The following is a 22,073-nucleotide window of genomic DNA, read 5'->3' as shown; positions in this document are numbered from 1 at the left end:
GTGGTCGTGATCAGTAGTCACACTCTGCTGTGGCCGAGCTCAGCCAGGCGACGCTCGACCTCGGACCGCTCCGGCACTCCCATCCGCCGGAAAATCGCCAACGCCCGCTCCCAGTGTCGGCGGGCTTCCACGGCATCGGTGGCGACCAGGTGCTCGGCCAGCCCGGCCAGTGCCCGCCCCTGCTCGTACGGATGGGCGATCCGGGCGGCCACCCGCAACGCCTCACGGTGCAGGTCGATCGCCCGGCTGACGTCCGAGCTGACCAGGGTCACCGCCAGGTCATTGATCGCCGCCGCTTCCACGTGTGGCTCACCCGACTCGACCGCCAACTGTCTGGCCGCCTCGTGGTGGAGCACCGCTTCGTCCAGGCGACCCAGACCTCGAAGCGCGATGCCGAGGTCGTTCTCTACCTCCGCCTCCGCATAGCGGTGGCCCGTGCGCCTGCGCAGCACCAGTGCGGCGCGCAGCGCCCGAATCGCCTCCTCGTAGCGTCCCACGCGGCACTTCACGGCACCGATGTGACCCAGCGCGTTGAGCAGGTGAAACCGGTTACCGGCCTGGCGGGCCAGGTAGAGGTGCAGGCGGTGCAGGTGCAGAGCCTCGTCGTTGCGACCGAGCAGCATCAGGGCAAGCCCCACATTCGGCAGAAAGGTCGGCACCTCGTCGAGATCCTGTCCGTTCCGCAGCCCTTCGAGCCCGACCCGCACCGCTTCGGAGAGTTCGCCACGAATCCAGTGGACAGCAACCAGGTTGACTCGGTATCGCCCGATGCGCTCCACGTCGCCACGTCGCTCGGCGATGCTCACCGCAGCACTGACGTGCTTCAGCGCATCCCCGAAGTTGCCCGTACGCAGATGGGCGGATGCGACGTAGTTGTGCATGATGCCAGCCGCGGCCTCGTCCTGGGCGGCCTCTGCTGAGGCAAGCCCGGCGAGGTGCGTTCGGATGATGTCGTCGAAGTAACCCCGCACATAGAGGAAACGCCACAACATTCTCGCCAGGCGCCAGACCTGATCGTGGTGTCCCCATTCACGGGCCCGTACGACGAGCGCCACCAGATTGGATCTTTCGTCCTCCACCCACTCTTCCGTCGACGGTGCGGCGATGTCCAGGAGATCCGGCCGGCGCGGCGGACCGAGGGTCACATATTTCCGCACGGCCCTGGACTCAAGATTGTCGGCCACGGGGAAGGACCGATGCAGCATGACGTCGATCAGATCCGACAGCGCCTGATCCCGCGCGTGCGCGGCGTCGTGTCGGAGCGACAACTCGTGGGCGTACTGCCCCATGAGATCGTGCATCCGGTAGCGCCCCGGCTCCACCTCCTCGATCAGATGACAATCGAGGAGACTGTCCAGAGCGTCGATGGTGCCGTCGTGGGGCAGCCCGGAGAGCGCACTGGCGACAATCACGTCGAACTCGTCACCCGGATGAACGCTGAGCAGCCGGAACAAACGTTTCGTGCATTCCTCCAGGGGTTCGTAGGAAGCCGCGAACGCCCCCGCCACGCTCCGGTCACCCGACGCGAGATGGTCGAGCCGGGAAGCGTTGTCCGCCAGCAGGGCCGAGAGATCAGCCACCCGCCAGGTCGGGCGGTGCGCCAGCCGAGATCCGGCGAGCCGGATCGCCAGCGGCAGGTGGCCGCACTGCTCCACCACGGCCGCCGCGGCTTCGGGCTCCACCGCCACGCGATCGGCGCCCACGGTCGACGCGAGCAGCGCTGTGCCCTCCGCCAACTCCATCACGGGCAGCGACACCGGCGGCCCGACGTCCAAGCCGGTGATCCGCCGCCGCGACGTCACGATCACCGCGCTTCCTGCGCTGGTGGGCAGCAACGGAATAATCTGCTCGGCGTCCGCCGCGTTGTCCAGCACAATGATCACCCGGCGGCTGGCCAACTCTCGGCGCCAGAACAAGAGGCGATCTCCGGGTTCCGACGGTATCCGGCCGCCCGGCACGCCGAGCTGGCGCAGCAATGTCGCCAGCGCGATCGCCGAGTCCATCTTCTCGGCTCGGTTGTGGCCCTTGAGATCGATGAACAACTGGGCATCCGGATAACGTTCCACGAGCCGCTGGGCGACATGTACGGCCAATGAGGTCTTCCCACTGCCGGCCATCCCGTCGATCAGGTGCACGGCGGGGCCGTACTCACCGGCCCGCCGATTCTCGGACACCAGATGCTCGATAGCGGTCGCCCGGCCGACGAAGCCCGAGACCATTCGGGGGAAGAAAAGATACGACTGATCCGTTCGCTCGGCCATTTCCACAGGTGCCCGAGTGGACGACGCAGGAGCGTCGATATGCAATTCCCGCGGAATCGTCCTTTTCTGCTCGACGATACGGAGATACAACTCCTGCAATTCCACGCCCGGTTCGATGTTCAGTTGTTCGCGCAGCGCCCGCCGAGCGGCCGTGTACGCTGCGATCGCCCCGGCGTGGTCATTGCGCAGGTGGAGCGCCCGCATGAGAAGCAGGTGGGCCGGCTCTCGCAACGGCTGAATGATCAACATTTCCCGCAGCACCGGCAGAGCGTCGTCGTAGCGGCCGAGTTCGATGCTCAGCTCGGCGAACAACTCGGCTGCCAGCATCCGGTCCTCGGTCGCGGCGGCCACGTGCGCGGCGAGCGCCGGACCGAGCGAGACGCCGGTGAGCATGGGCCCCCGCCAGGCCGGCAGTGCCCGGGACAGCAGGGCGGCCGCCGCTGCGTCGTCCGAGCCGGCGAGCCGGCGAGCCTCGGCGACCTCCGCCTGGAAGGCGAAGACGTCCACCCGGGCAGGATCGACATCGAGACGGTAACCGCCCCGGTCTCTGATCAACACCTTTCGATCCGGCGCCATTGTCTCCAGCGCACGGCGCAGATTAGCGGCATAAGTACGCACATTGGGCACGGCCGAGTACGGCGGCGCCTCGGGCCACAGCTCATCGACAAGTTGCTCGACCGAGACCAGTCGGCTCGCGTGGCAGGCAAGCATGGCCAGAACTGTCCGCTGTTTCGGCGTTCCCGGAGGCAGTACCCCCGAGGCAAGGCGCACCACGAGACCGCCGAGGACTTGAATCTGCACCGGCCCCTCTGACTGCATTCAAAGGATCACTGTACGCAGCTTAGCGGCGGCCCCACTTGGCGTGACCGGGCAGCATCCGGCAAGCTCAGCCGAAGCGGCGATCAAGCGAGCATTGTGATCTGGTCAAGGTTGTTTGGACCAGAAGAATCCGGCAGGTTGCGGGTTGCCCACTGGAAGGCGACAACCCGATCGACCACTCGAATAGACCCTCCGTCAGCGAGTTGGGACAGATCGTGACAAACAGCCACGGCATTGGCCTATTATGCGCAAACCGACATTTTTTATAGCGAAACGGTCGCGGATGCTCCTATGGTTTTGGCTACCGAAGCAAAACCAAACCATCTGGGGGCGAAATGAACTCGCACGAATGGAACTGAGCTGGCTTCTGAGTCAGCGCCAGTAGAAGTACGCTTGCGGAGCGCAGCCCCTCGGTGACGAATGGGGACAACGGTTGGCTCCACAGCAACGACAGACCGAGACCGATCGACGGCTACGGCCGGCAGTCGGTCTCGTCGTCGTATCAGCCGCACTCGTCGGAGCCGTGTCCATCGCCCACCTGCCGAGCTACGGCGTACGGGAGGCCACGGTCATCTGGGCGGCGCTGATCTCGCTGGTCGCGATCGGCTTCCGGGTCAAGGTAGGGGTCCGGATCCGCGCCACCAATCACGACATCGCCTGGACCGAGACGGCAATCGTGATCGGCCTCGCCGCGGCACCCGTGCCGGTGGTGGTCCTGGCTACCGGGATCGGCGTAGCGATCGCCACCCTCCTGGCTCGGGGAACCCCACTCAAGCGAGCCTTCGGCATCGGCAAGAACATGCTTGTCGCCGCCGCCGCAGGGCTCGTCCTGCAACTGCTCGAGTGGTCGGCGGAGAACCACGACATCGGCCAAGCCATGATCGCGTTGGGTGCCGCCTACCTCGCCGCGGTGCTGATCGACGAACTCATCACACTGCCGGTCATCGCCATGGCCACCGGCACGTCCCTGCGCAAGCTGTTCCGCGACGACTGGGACCTCCGCGTGACCGCCGCCCTGACCCGGCTCGTCGTCATCGTCGGCACCGTACTGATCATCAGATTCGATGCCCGGCTGCTGCTGGCCGTACCGCCGCTGGTGCTCAGCCTTCACCTGCTCTACCTGTCGAGAGTCCGCGCCCGCACCGAGCAGCAGGTGTGGCAACGGCTCGCGCAGACCACCGACGCGCTCAACGTCGTCGATCTCGACGAGGTCCTCACCACCGCGATCACCCGGGCCGCCGAACTCTTCTCCGCCGACGAAGTGGAGATCGAACTGCGCGACGCCGGCCGCATCGCGCGAGGCGGAACCACCGGCATCACCTACGACGGGCCGGCCGACGAGCGCACCATGCAGGGCGCGGTGGCTTCGGTGCCGCTCGAGGGACACGACAAGTCCATCGACGTGGGCGTGCTACGGCTGCGCTTCCAGGGCCCGGTGCAACTCAACGAGCGGGAGCGCTACACGCTGCACACTTTCGCCTCGGCGCTCTGCACGGCGGTACGCAACGCCCAGGCGTACGCCGAACTCGCCCGGGTGGCCCAGGCCCACGCGCACGCCGCAGCGCACGACGCGCTGACCGGCCTGGCGAACCGGCGCCACCTGCTCGACGAGGGCAACGAGCAGTTGCACAACCGGCACGCCGACGGCGTCACCGCGCTGGTGCTGATCGACCTGAACCACTTCAAGGAGGTCAACGACACCCTCGGCCACGCCGCCGGCGACCAGACACTGGTGCGGGTCGCCGAGCGGTTGCGCGGCGCCGCCCGCGCCGACGACCTGGTGGCCCGGCTCGGCGGCGACGAGTTCGCCGTACTCCTGCGGGCCCTGCCCGCCCCCGCGGTGGCCGCGCACCGGGCCGAAACCCTGCTGGCGACGCTGCACGAGCCCTTCGACATCGACGGCATGCGGATCAGTGTCGAGGCCAGCGGCGGCATAGCCATCGCGCCGGCCACCGGCGGCGTGGTCGAACTGCTGCGCCGCGCCGACGTCGCGATGTACCAGGCCAAACGCACCGGGCAACGGATCGCCACCTACGCACCGGCCCGCGACACCGCCGACCTCGGCCGGCTCACGCTCAGCGGCGAGTTGCCCCGCGCGGTCGCCGACCAGGAGTTCACGGTGAACTTCCAGCCGATCGTCGACCTCGGCACGGGAGAGGTCATCGCGGCCGAGGCGCTGGCCCGCTGGCGTCACCCCACCCACGGCATGATCGATCCGCTGCGCTTCCTCGACGCGGTCGAGCGCTCCGGGCTGCTCCCCGCGTTCGCCGAGGCGATCCTCGACCAGGCGCTGATCGCCGCCGGCATGTGGCGGGATGCCGGCTTCGGCGTCCCGGTTGCGGTGAACGTCTCCCCACGCAGCCTGCTCGACGCCCGGTTCCCCAGCGCGGTGCTGGCCCGCCTACGCGCCCACGACCTGCCTCCCGACCGGCTGATGTTGGAGCTGACCGAGACCCTCACGCTCAGCCAGCTCGACGTCGTCGACCAGGTGCTCACCCGGCTACGCGACTCCGGCGTCCGGCTCGCGCTGGACGACTTCGGCACCGGCTACTCCTCGCTGTCCCTGCTCTCCCGGGTTCCGGTGCACGAGCTGAAAATCGACCGAAGTTTCGTCACTGCGATGGAGTCCTCCGCCGAAGCCGCCGCCATCGTCCGCTCCACCCTCGATCTCGGCCGCAGCCTCGACCTGGCGGTGGTGGCCGAGGGGGTGGAACGGGAGGCGCAGCGCCATGCCCTCTGGGAACTCGGCTGCACCGCCGGTCAGGGCCACCTCTTCGCCCGACCGCTACCCGCCGGGACGCTGCTCGCGGCGCTCCGCCGGGGCACCGGCGGCCGACCAGGCGCCCTCGCCACCGCACTGCACGACGCCGGCGCGGTGGTCCGGCTACCACCGGGTCGCCGGCCGGGGGCCCGCGGCCGCCATCAGCCGGCCTGACACACTGGACCCGATGCGCACCGCCACCACGACCGGCCGCCGCCCCCGGTGGTGGCACCGCCTCGACTCGGCCATCGGTGGCCTCCCGCTCGACCTCGGCCTCTACGCCGCCTCGGCCGCCTTCGCGGCGGTCACCGCCGCCACCTCCACCCTCACCCCGCACCGCGCCTGGGGCTCGATCGCCGCGCTGGGCTACCTCGCCGCCACGCTCGCCGGGGCCGGTCAACTCCTCGTTCGTCGCCACCGGCCGGCCTCCCCGCTCGTCGGGGTGCCGGCCCGCTGGCTGGTCACCACCCTCGCCTTCGCCGGCTCCGTCGCGCTGCCCCTGATCACGCAGAGCGCGCAACGCGCCGCCGGACGGACCGACCGGGCGCAGGAGGAGGTGCTGGTCGTCGAGGAGTCCGGGCGACGCCTGCTGGAGACCGGCACCCCCTATCTCGGACCGGACGCCATCGCCGCGCTGCACCCGGACGACCAACTGCTCGGCTACACCCCGTACCAGCCCGGAATGGCGCTGTTCGGGCTGCCCCGCGCGCTCTCCGACACATGGTGGACCGATGCCCGGGTGTGGTTCGCCGTCGGCACCACGCTGGCTCTCCTGCTCGCCCTCCGCGTCCTGCGGCGACCCGCGCCCGGAGCCCGGCACGACGCACTCCTGCTGCGCGGTGCCCAGGCCGCCACCGTACTGCCGATCTGCGCGCTCACCCTGGCCACCGGCGGCGACGACCTACCCGTACTCGCGCTCTGCCTGCTGGCCCTCGCCTTCGCCGCCACCGCACGTCCCGGCTCCGCCGGCATCGCCGTCGGGCTTGCCGGGGCGCTCAAGCTCTTCGCCTGGCCGGTCGCCGCAGTGCTGATCATCTGGGGATTCACCCGCGGGGCCGGGCCACGGGTCGCGGCCGGCGCGTTGGGGCTACCCGCCGCCGCGCTGCTGCCCGCCCTGCTGGTCGACCACGAAGCGCTGGTGGAGAACGTGCTGCGGTTCCCCCTCGGGCACGGCCTGGTCACCAGCCCGGCGCAGTCACCGTTCCCCGGGCACCTGATCGCGGGCGCGCTGCCCGCCGGCCGGGCGATCGCCGCCGCGCTGCTGATCGGCACCGGGCTGGCGATCGCCTTCCGGCTCGCCCGCCGCCCGCCCCACACCGCCCACGCCGCGGCACTGATCTGCGGGTACGGACTCCTCGCGGCCATCCTCCTGATGCCCGCCACCCGCTTCGGTTACCTGCTGTACCCGATCGCGTTCCTGCTCTGGGCACCCGCGCTGGCCCACCCCTCGGATCCGGCAACCACCGGGCGAAGCGGGCCCGCGGGGCGTAGACCTGAAGGCATGACCAGATACCGCGACCGCGCCGAGGCGGGCCGGGTGCTCGCCGACCGGCTGACCGCCCTGATCGGCGAACCGGATGTCGTCGTACTCGGCCTCGTGCGCGGCGGCGTGCCCGTGGCCCGAGTCATCGCCGAACGCCTCGGCGCGCCGCTGGACGTGCTGGTGGTCCGCAAGCTCGGCATGCCGATGGCTCCCGAGGTCGCCTTCGGGGCGCTGGGCCCCGGTGGCGTACGCGTGCTCAACGACATGGTCGCCAACCACCTCGGCCCGGACGACATCGCCGAGGTCCAACGCCGCGAGCAGGCGGAACTCGACCGGCGGGAGCAGCTCTACCGGGCCGATCGGCCACCGCTGGACCTCACCGGCCGCATCGCCGTCATCGTCGACGACGGCCTGGCCACCGGAGCGAGCGCCCGCGCAGCCGTCCAGGTCGCCCGCCAACTCGGGGCCCGCCGCGTGGTGGTCGCCGTCCCGGTCAGCTCCGAGGAGGCGTACGAGATGCTCGCCGCCGAGGCCGACGAGGTGATCTGCGCCCAGCGCCCACCCGCCTTCGGTGCGGTCGGGGCGTACTACGACGACTTCCACGAGGTCTCCGACGAGGAGGTGACGACGACGCTGACGGCTACCGGATGAGCCGACCAGGTACCTTCGGGTAATGAGCCTGACCTGTCCCAAGTGTCACGGAGAAATGCGCCAGTACGAGCGCAGCGGCGTCGTCATCGACCAATGTGGCGAATGCCGGGGCATCTTCCTCGACCGCGGCGAGCTGGAGAAGCTGTTCGAGGCCGAGGCCAACTGGAGCGCGCAGCAGTCCCCGCCCGCCCTCCAACGCCCCGCCGGCTACCAGGCACCCCCGCCGCCCGCACCCGCCCCGCATCAGCCCGGCTACGGTGCCGTGCCGCCCCCGCCGCCCGGCTACCCGGCACCGGCCCCGATGTACGGCCACGGACAGCAGCACTACGGCTACCACGGCCACTACCGGCGCAAGAAGCGCAAGAGCTTCCTGGACGAGATGTTCGGCTGATTCCCACAGCCGCTGCTCCCGGCTGATTCCCACGGCGTTTCGCAGCCAGTTGATCGACTCCGTTGCGTCCGTATGGCGGTGTCTGATCGATCGGGACACCGCCATTACGGCGAAACGGCGATCGGCGTTGCACCGGCCGCCGAGTGGGTCAAACGATCGCCATGTCCACGAATCTCGACAGGTGCAACTGTGCCGCCACGGTCACCGTGTCGGTCGGGCCATTCCTGTGCTTGGCAATGATGAAATCCGCTTCCCCGGCCCGCGGTGACTCCTTGTCGTAGTAGTCGTCGCGGTGCAGAAGTATGACAACGTCCGCATCTTGCTCGATTGATCCAGACTCGCGCAAATCGGACAATTGGGGGCGCTTGTCGGTGCGCTGTTCGGGGCCACGGTTCAGCTGGCTGACCGCGATGACCGGGCACTCGACCTCCTTGGCCAGCAGCTTGAGGCCACGGGACAGGTCCGCCACCTCCTGCTGCCGGCTCTCGGTGCGCTTCGGCGAAGTCATCAGCTGCAGGTAGTCGACCACGATCAACTTGAGGTCGTGCCGCTGCTTGAGCCGGCGGGCCTTGGCCCGGATCTCCATCAAGTTCATGCTCGGCGTGTCGTCGACGAAGAGCGGGGCTTCGCTGATCTCGCCCATGCAGCGGGCGAGCTTCGTCCAGTCGTCGTCGGAGAGCTGCCCGCTGCGCAACACGTGCAGGGGCACGCGGGCCTCGGCCGAGAGCAGTCGCATGACGATCTCGACCTTGCTCATTTCCAGCGAGAAGATGGCCGCCGCCTGATTCGCCCGAATTGCCGCATTTCTTGCAAAGTCCATACTTGCAGTTGATTTGCCTAATCCAGGTCGGCCGGCCACGATGATCAACTGGCCGGCGTGCAGGCCGTTGAGCAGGCGGTCCAGATCGGTGAATCCGGTGGGCACACCGGTCATCACGCCGCCCTGGGCACCGACCGCCTCGATCTCGTCGAGGGTCGGTTGGAGCATGTCGGCGAGCACGGCGAAGTCCTCGCTGACCCGGCGTTCGGTCACGTCGTAGACGGCCTGCTGGGCCAGGTCGACGATGTCGTCGACGTCGCGGCTGCCACCGCCGCCGGTCCCGTAGCCGAGCTGGACGATCCTGGTGCCGGCCTCGACCAGCCGCCGCAGCACCGCCCGCTCGCTGACGATGCGCGCGTAGTAGGCCGCATTCGCGGCGGTCGGCACGCTCGCGATCAGGGTGTGCAGATAGGGCGCGCCGCCGATCCGGGCCAGGTCACCGGAGTCCGCCAGGGCCGCCGCGACGGTGATCGCGTCGGCCGGTTCACCCCGGCCGTAGATCTCCAGAATGGTGTCGAAGATCGTCGCGTGCACCGGCCGGTAGAAGTCGTTGCTCTTGAGGATCTCTACGACGTCGGCGATGGCGTCCTTGGACAGCAGCATGCCCCCCAGAACGCACTGCTCGGCGGCGACGTCCTGGGGTGGCGTCTTGTCGAACTGGCCGTCGCGGGATGCCGGGCCGGCCGGTGCCCCGCCGCCAGGGAACGACTCCGTCCGCATGTCGTCGGTGACCGACACTCGGGGCCCCCCTCCACTGCGTCGGATCGGTTCCAGGCTTATCGCCCGGGTGCGACAAGTCGACCGTCCGCGTCGATCGGGGGCCATCGGGCGGCCGGTCGGGGGCTAACCATACGGAACCCGAGGTCAGCCACTCAACCAGGGCGGTGGACGAGCCTCGGGACAACCTGTGGATGCCGGCGGACAGGGTTGTGCGCAGCCTGTGCACAGGGTGTGGATAACGGGTGGGGAAGATCCGCCCGCATGCCGCTGACCTGGGCAGCTAATATCCCCAGGCTGTGGACGAAACTTTCGGGTAGGGCTTTGTCCTGATAGTCCCGTAGGATCGGTGCTCTACGGCTACACCTGGACAGCGGATTGCGCTTTCGGTTGAGAAGGGTCACGCTCCGGCCGTGAGTTACCGGGACTGGGGACGCGGAGAGGATGGCCCGCGCGAGCGAGGGCCGGCCGCTTCGTGGGCCGATCCCGTCGACCGGTCCCCGGCCGAACGATACGACTCGCCCAGCGAGCGGTACCGCACCCCGAGCCGCCGCCGAGCCATCGAACGTGGCCAGCAGGAGCCGGAGGAGTCGTACCTTCCTCGCTGGGCGCTGGAGTCGGGCGTACACAGCGTCGACGGTGGCGGCCGGCATGCCGCCCCGGACGACGATGACGACGCCGACGGGCCACGCTACGCCAGCTGGCGCTCGACCGAGACGACCCGGGGCCGGCGGGCCGCCGATACGGAGACCGACCGCGGCCGGCGGGCGGCCGAGTCGAGTTGGCGCGACTCCGCCACTGAACCGGTGTCCGAACACACCCGGGAGTGGACCTTCGACCGCCCGCAGGAAGAGGGGTACGTCGGCAGCCGCCGAGCCGAGGAGGACGATCCGGTCTCCGGGGTGGCGCCGAGAAGCCGCCCCCGCCGCGCGCAGTCACGACGCCGCCAGGTGATCTGGTCGGGCCTGGAGGATGAAGGCCAGCAGACGACCAACTCGGAACCGGTCGCCGAGTCGCCCACACGGCGCCGGCGGCGCGCGGTGGAGCCGGCTGCCGAGCCGGGGGCGGATCCATGGGACCGAGGGTCGGAGTCCTGGGAACGGACGGCGGAGCGCCGAAGGCGGAGGGCTCAGCCGGAAGATCCGCCGGCGGTGGATCCGTGGGACGCTTCTGGCCTGTACGCCTGGCAGCAGCCCGCCGGTGTCGACCGTCGTCTGGACCAGTCCGATCCATGGGATGCCGACAGCACGAGTCAGTGGCTCCAGACAGCCGATGCGGACCGGTGGCTCGAGCCCGACCGGACCAGCCAGTGGCTCCAGCCCGACACCACCGGGCAGTGGGACCGCGACGCCGAGGCGGAGCGGCGGGAGCCGCAGCGGACGCCCGACGGGTGGGACGCTTACTCCGACCCGGCTCGGTCGGACCGTACGGGTGCATCCCGCTCGGGTGCGACGTCCGGTGCGGGGCAGTGGTCCTGGGCTGAGCCGGCTGGATCGGAAGCGGTGCAGGAGGGCTTCTGGCCAGGGACCCGGCTGGCGGGGGACGATCCTCGCTGGGTCGATGCGAGTGCGTCGGCACCGCGGTCCCCGGTGGTCGGTTACACCGCGCCTCGCCCTCGCCCTGCACCACGGCGGCGTGCATCCCCGGCGCCTTCCGCCCGGCCGGTCGGCATGGCGGCCGTACGGCGGGGAATCGAGGCGGTCGGCGCCGGTAGCTGGAACCGGCGCCTGGAGAACGACCTGCTCGACCCGGATCCGGGTGGTCCGTGGCTGCCGCTGCTCTACACGGCGGCGTGCTATCTCCTGCCGGCGATGGTGATCTTCGTGTGGCTGTTGACGCTCGACGGCACGCCGCCGGCGGGGTGTGTGACCGATATCAGCGGTGGTGGGTGCGACTCGCAGCGGGCCCGGGCCTTCGGCGCGATGGTGTCCGGGATGCCGCGCTTCGGGTTGGCACTGGCCAGCAGCCTGGTGGTCGCGATGCTGCTCCGGAGGGTGGGTACGACCTGGAAGTCGACCACGATCGCCCTCGCTGCCGCGGTGGTCGGCGGCGGTCTCTCCACCGTCATGATCAGCGCGTTGACCGGTCAGCCCATCGGCGGCTGACATCGGTTGGGCGAGGTCGTATCGCGTCGAGCACGTCGGACACCGGGATCGCAACGCCCAGGTGAGCGGGACCGAGGCTCGGACGTGAGCGGGCCCGCACCGATGGACGGTGCGGGCCCGGTCAGGTAGGTCGGCGAGGTCAGCCCTGCACGACGTTGAGGTTGAGGGTGGCGCTCACCTCGGGGTGCAGCTTGATCCGCACCGGGTGCGACCCGATCGACTTGATGTGGCCGCCCAACTCCAGCCGGCGGCGGTCCAGCGGCGGACCACCGGCGGCCCGGACGGCGTCGACGATCTCGGCCGCAGTGACCGAGCCGAAGAGCCGACCACCTTCGCCGGCGCGAGCCTTCAGGCTCACCTTGAGGCCCTCGAGCTGGCCCTTCACCTCGTTGGCGTGGTCGAGGTCGCGGATCTCACGGGCCGCGCGGGCCCGCTTGATGAGCGTGACCTGCTTTTCCGCGCCCTTGGTCCAGGCGATCGCGAAGCCCTGCGGGAGCAGGTAGTTACGGCCGTAGCCGTTCTTGACCTCCACGATGTCGCCCGGGGCACCGAGGCCGGACACCTCCTGAGTCAGGATGATCTTCATGTCGGTGCCTCCTGTCAGCGGGCCGTCGCAGTGTACGGCAGGAGCGCCATCTCACGGGCGTTCTTGACCGCACGAGCGATCTGCCGCTGCTGCTGCGAGGTGACGCCGGTCACCCGCCGAGCGCGGATCTTGCCGCGGTCGGAGATGAACTTGCGCAGCAGCGCGGTGTCCTTGTAGTCGATGTAGGTGATCCCGTCCTTGTCGAGCGGGTTCACCTTCTTCTTCGGCTTGCGCAGTGCCGCAGCCTTCGCCATTGCTCTTGCTCCTGGTTTACGATCACGGGCGCTCGGCGCCATCAGAACGGAGGCTCCTCGTCGAAGTTGCCGCCGCCGGAACGAGCGGGGGCTGGTGCGGCCGAAGCCCAGGGATCGTCGAAGTTTCCTCCGCCGCCCTGGCCACCACCACCACCGAAGCCGCCGCCACCACCGGAGCGGGACATCTTCTGCACCTTCGCCGTGGCGTAGCGCAGCGACGGGCCGATCTCGTCGACCTCCAGCTCGATGACGGTGCGCTTCTCACCCTCGCGAGTCTCGTAGGACCGCTGGCGCAGCCGGCCCGACACGATCACGCGGGTGCCGCGCTGTAGCGACTCCGCAACGTGCTCCGCGGCCTGCCGCCAGACGGTGCACGAGAGGAACAGCGGTTCGCCGTCCTTCCATTCGCCGGACGCCCTGTCCATGTACCGGGGCGTCGAAGCGACCCGGAACTTGGCGACCGCAGCCCCGGAGGGGGTGAACCGCAACTCGGGGTCATCGGTCAGGTTGCCGATGACCGTGATGGTGGTGTCTCCTGCCATGACCATCTCCTCGCGCACTCATCCGTACGTCGTACAGGTTCCCAGAACCCTCCGACAGCACAGATGAGGCTCATCCCGGTGGGGCGGGGGGTGGAATGCTTAGCGCATCTCCGGCCGGATGACCTTGGTGCGCAGCACGGACTCGTTGAGCCGCAGCTGGCGGTCCAGCTCGGCCACGGCCTCCGGCGTCGCCTGGAGGTCGATGACGGCGTAGATGCCCTCAGCCTTTTTGTTGATCTCGTACGCGAGGCGCCGGCGGCCCCACACGTCGGTCTTCTCCACCGAGCCACCCGCGGTCCTGATCACGTTCAGGTACGTGTCGAGCGACGGTGCGACGGTGCGCTCCTCGAGGCTGGGGTCGAGGATCACCATGATTTCGTAATGACGCAAGACGTGCTCACCTCCTGTGGGCTAAGCGGCCACGGTCCTTCCGTGGCAGGAGGTCGTGCGTCGCGGTCCGTCCCGATCCGGAGGACCCGGCCCCGGGAGCGGACGACCGGCCCAGGATACCCGGCCCGGACGATCACCAGCACCGAGGCCACGGGCGCAGCGGTCCGGGGGTCCGTGCCGACCTCAGTGTCGACACGGACCCCCGGACTGACGTGACCGCGGGGCGCCTCGTCCGCATTCCTTGGGTGGGACCTGGGGAGGAACGACCACACCGATGAGATTGGACCGGAGACGCCCCGCGGAGCTTTATCACGTTGTTACCTGCACGTTATCGCGGAAGCGGGTGACAGGTGGGGCAAACACCAAAATTACTGACATTTTGTCCGTCGACCCCGGACCCGCCGAGCCGGAGGGCCCTCCCGTCGGCCGGCTGCAACGCCGGGCCGGGCACATACCTGTTTGTCGAATCCACCGGTATCAACGACTCCAGCCGTACGCGGTGACGCGACCGGCGCGATGGGCGTGACCCCGACTGTCGTCCGCCCGACGTAGGCTCGCCTGCATGCGTATCGGAGCCCACGTCGATCCCACGGACCCGCTCGCGGAAGCGGCCGCCCGTGCAGCCGACGCCGTGCAGTTCTTCCTCTCCGACCCGCAGGGTTGGAAGGCGCCGCAGCCCCGCGCGGACGCGGAGCACCTGCGCACCAGCAGCGTGGACATCTACGTGCACGCGCCGTACGTGGTCAACGTCGCCACCGGGAACAACCGCATCCGGATCCCCAGTCGCAAGCTGCTGCTCGCGCACGCAAGGGCCGCTGCGGCGATCGGCGCGAAGGGGCTGGTGGTGCACGGCGGGCACATCAGTTCCGGCGACGACCCCGCAAGCGGGTTCGACAACTGGCGCAAGGCCCTGGCGTACGCGGAGGAGTCGGGTGGCTTCGGGCTGCCGGTGCTCATCGAGAACACTGCTGGCGGTGAGAACGCCTGCGCGCGCCGGCTGGACGCGCTCGCCCGGCTCTGGGACGCCATCGGTGACCATCAGGTCGGTTTCTGTCTCGACACCTGCCACGCCCACGCCGGCGGTGAGGAACTCCTCGGCCTGGTCGACCGGGTGAAGGCGATCACCGGGCGGATCAACCTGGTGCACGCCAACAACTCCAAGGACGGGTTCGGGTCGGGCCGCGACCGCCACGACAACCTGCGCGGCGGAACCATCGACCCGGAGCTGGTGGTGGCGGTGATCCGGGCGGCCGGAGCCCCGGTCATCGTCGAGACGCCGGGCGGCGCCGAGGGCCAGGCCAGCGACATCGCCTTCCTGCGGGAACAGCTCGGCGGGGAGACTCCGGCGCGATGACGACGGGCGGAACCGGCGGCGACCACAACGCCACGGGCGCGATCAGCAAGGACGAATCAGACAGGAGCGGCCACGGCATCGACGAGCGGCCAGAGCCCGGCCAGGACGATCCGAAGAAGGCCACCGCCGACAAGGAGGCCGGCCTCGCCGACAGGAAGGCCGGCACGGCCGACAAGAAGGGCGACGGCAAGGACGCCGCGGGCACGACAGACAAGGACGACGCCAAGGCCGACGAGGGCACAGCCGAGCGGGACGGGAAGGGCCACGAGGGCCGGGCGGACGGGGACAGCAAGGATCCCTGGGCCTCCTTCGGGCCGGCCCCCGACCCGGTGCCGACCTGGTACGGCCGCTTCGGCCGTCGATTCGGCCGGATTCTGATCCACGAGTGGACCCTGGCCGCTTTCGGCTCTCTCGCGTTGGCCGTGCTGATGACCTGGCCGACGCTGCGCTACCCCCGATACACGCTGCCCCAGGACTACTGGGACCCGAGCCTCCAGGCCTGGCAGATGGCCTGGTCCGGGCACATCCTGCTGACCGACCCCGCCCAACTGTGGCACGCGAACGTCTTCTTTCCGGAGCGCTGGAGCTTCGCGTTCTCCGACACGCTGCTCGGCTATGCGCCAGCCGGCATGATCGGCACCGGGCCGGAGGCCGCCCTCGTTCGCTACAACATCATGTTCGTGCTGGCGCACGCGCTCGCCACGTTCGGCGCGTACGTGCTGGCCCGGCAGCTCGGGGCGGGACGGATCGGGTCCGCCGTGGCCGGAGTCAGCTACACCTACGCGCCGTGGCTGCTGGCCCAGGCCGGTCACCTGCACGTGATCTCCAACGGCGGCATCCCGCTGGCGCTGGCCATGCTCGCCCGGGGGCACGGCTGGTCGCTGCGGCACGGCTACCGGCCCGAGCGCCGGCGCGAGGGCTGGGTCTACGGCGGTTGGCTGGTGGCCACCTGGCAGCTGAGCCTCGGCTTCGGCGTCGGCCTGCCGTTCGCGTACTTCCTCGCCGGCACGGTGATCGTGAGCGTCGTCGTCTGGTACGCGAAGCGGATCTTCTGGCGGGTGAAACGACCCTTCGGCCAACGCCTGTTCGCCGCCGACGTGATCGGTGGTCTGATCTTCGCCGGGGTCGGCGTGCTGCTGGCCATCCCGTACTTCACCGTCACCCACCTGCACCCGCACGCCGAACGAACCCTCCGCGACATCGCCGCCTTCTCGCCCCCGCTGAGCGGCTTCGTGACCGCTCCGACGGAGTCCCGCATCTGGGGCGGGTTACACGAGGGCGCTCGATCGATCCTGCCCTGGCATCCGGAGATGACCCTGCTGCCCGGCTTCGTGCTCTACGCGCTGGCCGCCGGTGGCCTGTTCTTCTCGATCTGGAAGGTCCGCCACCGCCTCCTGCTGCTCGCCGGGGCGCTGGTGGCGATGACACTGTCGATGGGCACCGAGTTCTTCGGCGGCCGATTCACCTACGCTCCGCTCTTCGACCACCTGCCGGGCTGGGCCGGCATCCGTACGCCGGGGCGGCTCATGCTGTGGGCCACCCTCCTGCTCGGACTGCTCGCCGCCGGCGCGGTCGGCGCCTTCGCCGAGCGGGTCCGGGAGATCTCCGCTGAACGGATCCCCTCCTGGCCGAGCCCGTGGCTGCGCCTGGCCACCCTGCTCCCGCTGGTGCTGGTCATCGCCGAGGGCACCAATACCACGCCGCACCCGGTGGTGCCACCACAGCCGGCTGCCATGCGTACCATCGACGGCCCGTTGCTGGTGCTGCCCAGCGGGCAGAACCACGACCAGCCGGTGATGCTCTGGTCGACGACGCGGTTCCAGAAGATCGTCAACGGGGGCAGTGGCTTCACGCCGCGCCAACTGGACGACGTCCGCCGGGTCACGATGGCCTTCCCCGACCAGGTCAGCGTCGACTACCTGCGCACCCTCGGCGTACACAACGTGCTGGTGCTGCGCGACCGGATCGCCGGCACGCCGTGGGAGATCAGCATCGACGCGCCGGTCGACGGGCTGGGCGTCACCCGCGAGGAGATCGGCTCGGTCGTCGTGTTCCGTCTCTAGAGCCGGTCCGGGTGGGGATTTGCGGGAAGCCTGCCCGGCTCCGGGCGGTCAGGCTTGATCCCTGCGCCGGGCAGGCTTCCCGCAAATCCTGACGGTGGCCGGCGCCGTCTGGGACTTGCGCGGCTGACAAGTCGACGGCCAGCGTCAGGCGGCGGCTGGGGTCGGGGTCGGGGCGGCGGTTGCGCGGCTTGCTCGCCATCGTTGCAGCCAGGGGGCGTCGGGAGCGCCGTCGAAGAGGCCGCCGTCCGGGTCGTCGGCGTAGCTGTTGCGGACCGCGTCGCGCTCGGGGTGCAGGATCTCCTGTACGACCAGCACGCACAGCGCCACCACCGTGGCCAGTCGCAGGGTCGAGGCGAGCACGAACACGCCCTCCGGGAAGACCGGGGTGCCGGTCGACGTGCCGAGCAGTTCGCCGTAGAACGCGACGAAGTAGCCGACCTCGGCCGCCTGCCAGGCGAGGAAGGCCCCCCACTTGGGCCGGGCGAGCACCAGCAGCGGCAGCAGCCAGAGCACGAACTGCTGCGACCAGACCTTGCTGAAGATCAGGAAGGCGGCGACCACGAGGAAGGCGAGCTGGGCGAGCCGGGGCCGGCGCGGCGCGAGCAGCGCGAGCAGGCCGATGCCGAGGCAGGCCAGCCCGAACAGGGCGTACGACACCCAGTTGAGGGTGGGAATGTTGGCGTCGAGCCACTGGAACGGGCCCTGGCTTGCCGGGTCACCGATCTTGCCGTCCAGGTAGCGGCCGATGTACCAGAGAGTTCCCCAGTCGATCGGGCGAGTGGTGTTGAGTTCGAAGAACCGCCCCCAGTTCTCCCGCGAAGCTTCCGGGAGGGCCACCGGTAGGTTCACCGCGACCACCGTCACCGCGGCGGTGATGATCGGCAGGATGCCGGCCCAGACTCGGCCGGTACGGATCGCCAACACCAGGATCGGGCCGAGGATGAACAGCGGCCACATCTTCGCCGCACCGCCGAGCCCGATCAGCACCCCGGCCAGGGCGATCATCAGCAACCCGCCGTTCCAATGCCCTGGCGGCGATCCGCCGGGCAGGCTGCCCCCCAACCCTCGGCCGGTACGCGCCCAGGCCAGCAAGCCGAAGGCGGCCAGCCCGATGGCGAGCAGGTCCCAGTTGACGGTGGCGGTGAGCAGCAGCGCGGGGGACAGGGCGAAGAGCGCGGCGTCCCACGGTCGGCGGCGACGCAGTGCCAGCAGCACGGCCACGGTGGCCACCGCCAGCGCCCCGAGCACGAGGGCATTGAGGTTGTAGAACCACTGCCCCTGGTTCATGTCGGGATTACCCTCGCCAGCCGCGTGCACCGGCAGGCCGAGCGCCCCCATGAAGTACCCGGTCAGCACCGGGTACTCAACCGGATGGTCCCGGTAGGGCACCGCACCCTGGTGAAGGTTCTCGGCGTAGTAGAGCGCCAGCACGTCGGTGTAGCAGAACCGGGTGTACTGCTTGTTGTCCGTCCAGGCACCGTCCTGGCAGGGCGACTTCTGCACCCAGTGCAGGACCAGGGTCAGGCAGGCCAGCGCCAGCACGATCCGCGCAGCCGTCCACAACCGGCGGGCCGTGCCGCTCGGCGAGTCGCGGGCGACGGCGTGGTCGCCGAGCGGGCCACCGATCAGGCCGGAGAGTCCGCGGATGAAGCCGTCGGACCGGGACGGGTGATCGGGGACATCCGGTCCATCGATGCCGGGCGTCGACTGGGTGCTCATGACCGTGCATCCTGCCGTATCAAATGACCGGGCAGAAGTCGAAACCGCGACGAAGGCCATGGATCGTCGCGACCACCTGCGTTGGGGTACGCCAAAAGCCGCAGGCGGTCGGACCCGCTGTCCGGCCGCCTGCGGCATCGATGGCTATTACTCCCGGTTGGTTGTTCTCGGTGGCAGCAGGCCACCGCCACCACCACCGCGGCCGTCGCCGCCCGTCGGCGGGTTGAACGGGAAGCCGTCGGCGGGGTTACCGGGGCCGGAGCCGTTGTTGTCGCGGCCGCCGCGGTTGTTTCCGCGGTTGTTGTTTCCGCCGGTGAGCTGGCAGATCAGATCGGTCGGCTCGCACTGCCCGTTCTCCGGCGGCGGAGGAGCCGGCGGTACGCCGTTGCCGGCGCTCTCGTCCCCGATGCCGGTGACGTTGGGCAGGTCAGAGGGCTTGGAGTTCTTGAGCGCCTCGTCCATGTACCGCTTCCACAGCTGGGCCGCCAGACCACCACCGCTGATGTTGCTGCCGCCCCGGTCGAGGATGGCCCGCTTCTTCACGTCGCGGCTACCGATCCACACCGCCGTGGCGAGATTCTCGTCGTAGCCGACCATCCAGGCGTCCTGGTTCTTGCCGGTGTCGCCGAGCTGCCAGGTGCCCGTCTTGCCGGCCAGCGGGCGGCCGGCCACGCTGGCGTTGTTCTTGCCCGGGATCTCCTTAAGGACAGCGGTCACCTCGTCGGCGACCTCCGGCCGGATTACCTGCTTCGGCTCGAGCTTCTCGCCCGTGCCGCGGACCTTGTCCCACTTGCCGGTTGCCTTGTTCTGCTTCTCCACCTTCAGCACGAAGTGCGCCTTGTTGTACTTGCCGCCATTGGCGAGCGTGGCCAGGCCGTTGGCGTGGTCGAGCACGGTGACCGGGTACTGACCATAGGCGGCCACTCGGTCGAACTGGCTCGGCGCGAGATCCTTCGGCTTGTTCTTGAGCAGGTCGAACGGCTTCTGATCGTCGTTCCACATGGTGCGGATGCCGGCCCGCCGGGCCATGTCGATCACCTTGTCCGTGCCGATCTGGTCGGCAATGTGAAAGAACGGCACGTTGTACGACAGCACGGTCGACTCCTGCAGAGTGCAGGACTTGTTACAACTCTGTCGCACGTCCCGGCCGGCGTTCACGATCGGATCCTTGAAGCCCTCCGGCTTGAACGGAGTGGCGTCCCAATACGACTTCACAGAGATGCCGGCATCGATGGCAGCGGCGAGGGTGTAAACCTTGAAGGTCGAACCGGCCGGGTGACCACCGACGAGGGCACCCTTGGAGTCGGTGTTGAGGCCCGCGTAGTCGTAGTCGGCGCCGCTGTTGCCGCCGTAGTAGGCCAGCACGCGGCCGGTCTTCGGCTCCACGGACACCACCGCCGGCATCAGGTTCTTCGGCTGGTCCGCCAGGAATGCGCCCTTGCGATCGACCTGGGCAATTTCTTCCAGCGACTTCTGCATCTTCGGGTCGATGCTGGTGGTGATCCGGTAACCGCCTTCCCGCAGCTCGCTCACGCAGCTTGGCTTGTCCGGCTCACCGGTCTCGGTGCAGATGCCCCATTCGGCCATCTCCTTGCGGACGTAGTTGATCACGTTGCCGCGCGGGGTGGCGACACCGAAGCCGTTGTCCTTCTTGACCTTCTCGACCTTCGGGTACTCGGTCGGGCGATCCGGCTTGCCAGGAGCGTTCAGCCAGCCCTCCTCGACCATGCCGTTGATGACGTACTCCCACCGGATCTTGGCGTCGACCTCGTTCTCCGCCGGGTCGTACCCCTTGTGCGTGGCACTGGCGACCGGTTGCTTGATCAGGGCGGCGAGCACCGCCCCCTGCGCCGGAGTGAGATTCTTGGTGCTGGTCTTGAAGTACGTCTGTGCCGCCGCCTCGATGCCGTGCGCGCCCCGACCGAAGTAGATCACGTTGAGGTAGTTCTCCATGATCTGCTTCTTGGTGAATTTGTCGTTCAGCTTGGAGGCGAGGATCGCCTCCTTCACCTTCCGGCCGTAGCTGTCGTCCTGGAGGTTCTCGTAGGCGTTGCGGGCGTACTGCTGGGTGATGGTCGAGGCACCCTGCTTGTCGCCACCGGAGAGGTTGTTCCAGGCGGCCCGGGCGATGCCCTTGTAGTCGACGCCCGAGTGCCGGTAGAAGTTACGGTCCTCGGCGGCGGCGACCGCGTCCTGCACGTGCTGCGGGATGCTGTCGATGGTGACGAAGATGCGGTTCTCGTTGCCGAGCTTGGCCACCGTGGTCTTGCCGTCCTTCATGTAGACGGTGGTGGAGAGCGGCAGCGGGATCTCCTTGGGCAGCACCACGTTGGTCGAGTAGTAGGTGAACCCGACCACGCCGATGCCGGCCAGCATGATGAAGACCGCGAAACCGGCGATCAGCATGTTGATCCGCTTGCGCTTACGGGCCCGGGCCACCGCGTCCGGGTCGCGTCCACCGCGACCGCGTCCGCCCGGTCCACCGCGTCCGCCCGGTCCACCGGGTCCGCCCGGTCCACCGGGTCCGCCCGGTCCACCGACGCTCGCGCGGGCCACCGCGGCCCGGCCGCCCACGGACGCCGAGCCGACGCTCGCCCGACCGCCCGAGGCCGCGCTGACGGAGGCGGCACCGACGGAAGCCCGGCCCGGCGCCGGGCTCACCGGCACCGACGCGCGACCGGCTCGCCCCGGCGCGGGGGACACCGGCACCGAGGCGCGGCCCGGCCCGGCCGGGGAGACCGGCACCGAGGCGCGACCCGGCCCGGCCCGGCCCACTGACCCGGCGCCGGCCGAGGCAGAGCCAGCGGCGGGCCCGCCACGCGGCGGAACGCTCGCCGAGCCACCGACCGAGGCGCGCCCGCCAACCGATGCACGGGCTACCGAACCCGCGTCCGCCGGTCCGGCTGACCAGTTGACTGCGCGCGGATCACCACCCGGGCGGCGGTACGCGTCGTCCGCCGGCCCGTCGTCCTGGCCCGGAATGCGGGCCCGGCCGCGCGAGGAGCTGGGATCACCGTACGAGTTCATTCCTCACACCCTGCCGTCGCGGTGGGGCCCTGTCGCGCCGCCACCGGTTTGCCGTGAGTTGCGACACCCGTCGCCTCGGCACGGGGGTGCCGCATCGACGAGTTCAGATCAGAATCATTCGGACTATTCG

General features: G+C 69.5%; 14 protein-coding genes and 1 pseudogene. 7 read left to right on the top strand and 8 right to left on the bottom strand.

Going from position 1 to position 22,073, the window contains the following annotated elements; translation table 11 throughout:
* Positions 1-17: 17 nt before the first annotated feature.
* Entirely contained in the window at positions 18-3,080 is a 3,063-nt protein-coding gene (locus Vqi01_RS19945; protein WP_275408830.1) for an AfsR/SARP family transcriptional regulator, read from the bottom strand.
* 433 nt (positions 3,081-3,513) lie between these two features.
* Here Vqi01_RS19945 and Vqi01_RS19940 point away from each other — a divergent pair, with 433 nt between their 5' ends.
* The 4 genes and pseudogenes from Vqi01_RS19940 (at position 3,514) to Vqi01_RS19925 (ending at position 8,366) form a co-directional block, all read left to right on the top strand.
* On the top strand, positions 3,514-6,015 hold the full coding sequence (locus tag Vqi01_RS19940) for a putative bifunctional diguanylate cyclase/phosphodiesterase (RefSeq protein WP_204036332.1): 2,502 nt from the start codon (positions 3,514-3,516) through the stop codon (positions 6,013-6,015).
* 13 nt (positions 6,016-6,028) lie between these two features.
* Positions 6,029-7,342, top strand: a pseudogene (locus Vqi01_RS19935) (glycosyltransferase 87 family protein); the annotation flags it as partial.
* Positions 7,343-7,975, top strand: coding sequence for a phosphoribosyltransferase (locus Vqi01_RS19930; protein ID WP_204036348.1), 633 nt, complete (start codon positions 7,343-7,345; stop codon positions 7,973-7,975).
* Between the two features lie 22 nt (positions 7,976-7,997).
* A complete protein-coding gene (locus Vqi01_RS19925) occupies positions 7,998-8,366 on the top strand; it encodes a TFIIB-type zinc ribbon-containing protein (RefSeq protein ID WP_204036331.1) in 369 nt (122 codons plus the stop codon).
* Positions 8,367-8,514: 148 nt separating this feature from the next.
* Here the strand turns inward: Vqi01_RS19925 and dnaB are convergent, their stop codons facing one another.
* Complete coding sequence (dnaB, locus tag Vqi01_RS19920) at positions 8,515-9,906, bottom strand: replicative DNA helicase (RefSeq protein WP_239098524.1); 1,392 nt, start codon at positions 9,904-9,906, stop codon at positions 8,515-8,517.
* Positions 9,907-10,316: 410 nt separating this feature from the next.
* On the opposite strand from dnaB, the gene Vqi01_RS19915 reads away from it, so the two are divergent.
* Positions 10,317-12,008, top strand: a complete 1,692-nt coding sequence (locus tag Vqi01_RS19915) for a hypothetical protein (protein ID WP_204036329.1) — start codon at positions 10,317-10,319, stop codon at positions 12,006-12,008.
* A gap of 139 nt (positions 12,009-12,147) precedes the next feature.
* Here Vqi01_RS19915 and rplI read toward each other — a convergent pair whose 3' ends face one another.
* The 4 genes from rplI to rpsF all read right to left on the bottom strand — a co-directional run bounded on the left by rplI (position 12,148) and on the right by rpsF (position 13,780).
* On the bottom strand, positions 12,148-12,594 hold the full coding sequence (rplI, locus tag Vqi01_RS19910) for a 50S ribosomal protein L9 (RefSeq protein ID WP_204036328.1): 447 nt from the start codon (positions 12,592-12,594) through the stop codon (positions 12,148-12,150).
* A gap of 14 nt (positions 12,595-12,608) precedes the next feature.
* Positions 12,609-12,848 carry a 30S ribosomal protein S18 gene (gene rpsR / locus Vqi01_RS19905; protein WP_007073789.1) on the bottom strand — a complete coding sequence of 80 codons (240 nt, stop codon included), beginning with the start codon at positions 12,846-12,848 and terminating at the stop codon, positions 12,609-12,611.
* Positions 12,849-12,889: 41 nt separating this feature from the next.
* The gene (locus Vqi01_RS19900; RefSeq protein WP_204036327.1) at positions 12,890-13,408 is read right to left on the bottom strand and encodes a single-stranded DNA-binding protein; all 519 of its coding nucleotides are present in this window, start codon (positions 13,406-13,408) and stop codon (positions 12,890-12,892) included.
* An 81-nt stretch (positions 13,409-13,489) separates the two neighbouring features.
* The gene (gene rpsF, locus Vqi01_RS19895) at positions 13,490-13,780 is read right to left on the bottom strand and encodes a 30S ribosomal protein S6 (RefSeq protein ID WP_089004747.1); all 291 of its coding nucleotides are present in this window, start codon (positions 13,778-13,780) and stop codon (positions 13,490-13,492) included.
* Between the two features lie 562 nt (positions 13,781-14,342).
* Here rpsF and Vqi01_RS19890 point away from each other — a divergent pair.
* Positions 14,343-15,134 (top strand): deoxyribonuclease IV, encoded by a 792-nt coding sequence (locus Vqi01_RS19890; RefSeq protein WP_204036326.1) that lies wholly within the window; start codon positions 14,343-14,345, stop codon positions 15,132-15,134.
* Positions 15,131-17,197 (top strand): hypothetical protein, encoded by a 2,067-nt coding sequence (locus Vqi01_RS19885; RefSeq protein ID WP_239098520.1) that lies wholly within the window; start codon positions 15,131-15,133, stop codon positions 17,195-17,197. The genes Vqi01_RS19890 and Vqi01_RS19885 overlap by 4 nt, the downstream gene beginning before the upstream one ends.
* 144 nt (positions 17,198-17,341) lie before the next feature.
* Here the strand turns inward: Vqi01_RS19885 and Vqi01_RS19880 are convergent, their stop codons facing one another.
* Together Vqi01_RS19880 and Vqi01_RS19875 are read right to left on the bottom strand one after the other, a co-directional pair.
* The gene (locus Vqi01_RS19880) at positions 17,342-18,916 is read right to left on the bottom strand and encodes a glycosyltransferase family 87 protein (RefSeq protein ID WP_204036325.1); all 1,575 of its coding nucleotides are present in this window, start codon (positions 18,914-18,916) and stop codon (positions 17,342-17,344) included.
* A gap of 147 nt (positions 18,917-19,063) precedes the next feature.
* Positions 19,064-21,943 (bottom strand): transglycosylase domain-containing protein, encoded by a 2,880-nt coding sequence (locus Vqi01_RS19875; RefSeq protein WP_204036324.1) that lies wholly within the window; start codon positions 21,941-21,943, stop codon positions 19,064-19,066.
* Positions 21,944-22,073 lie beyond the last annotated feature (130 nt).

This window comes from Micromonospora qiuiae, assembly GCF_016863555.1.
Lineage (GTDB): Bacteria > Actinomycetota > Actinomycetes > Mycobacteriales > Micromonosporaceae > Micromonospora > Micromonospora qiuiae.
This window is presented reverse-complemented; position numbering and strand designations above follow the sequence as displayed.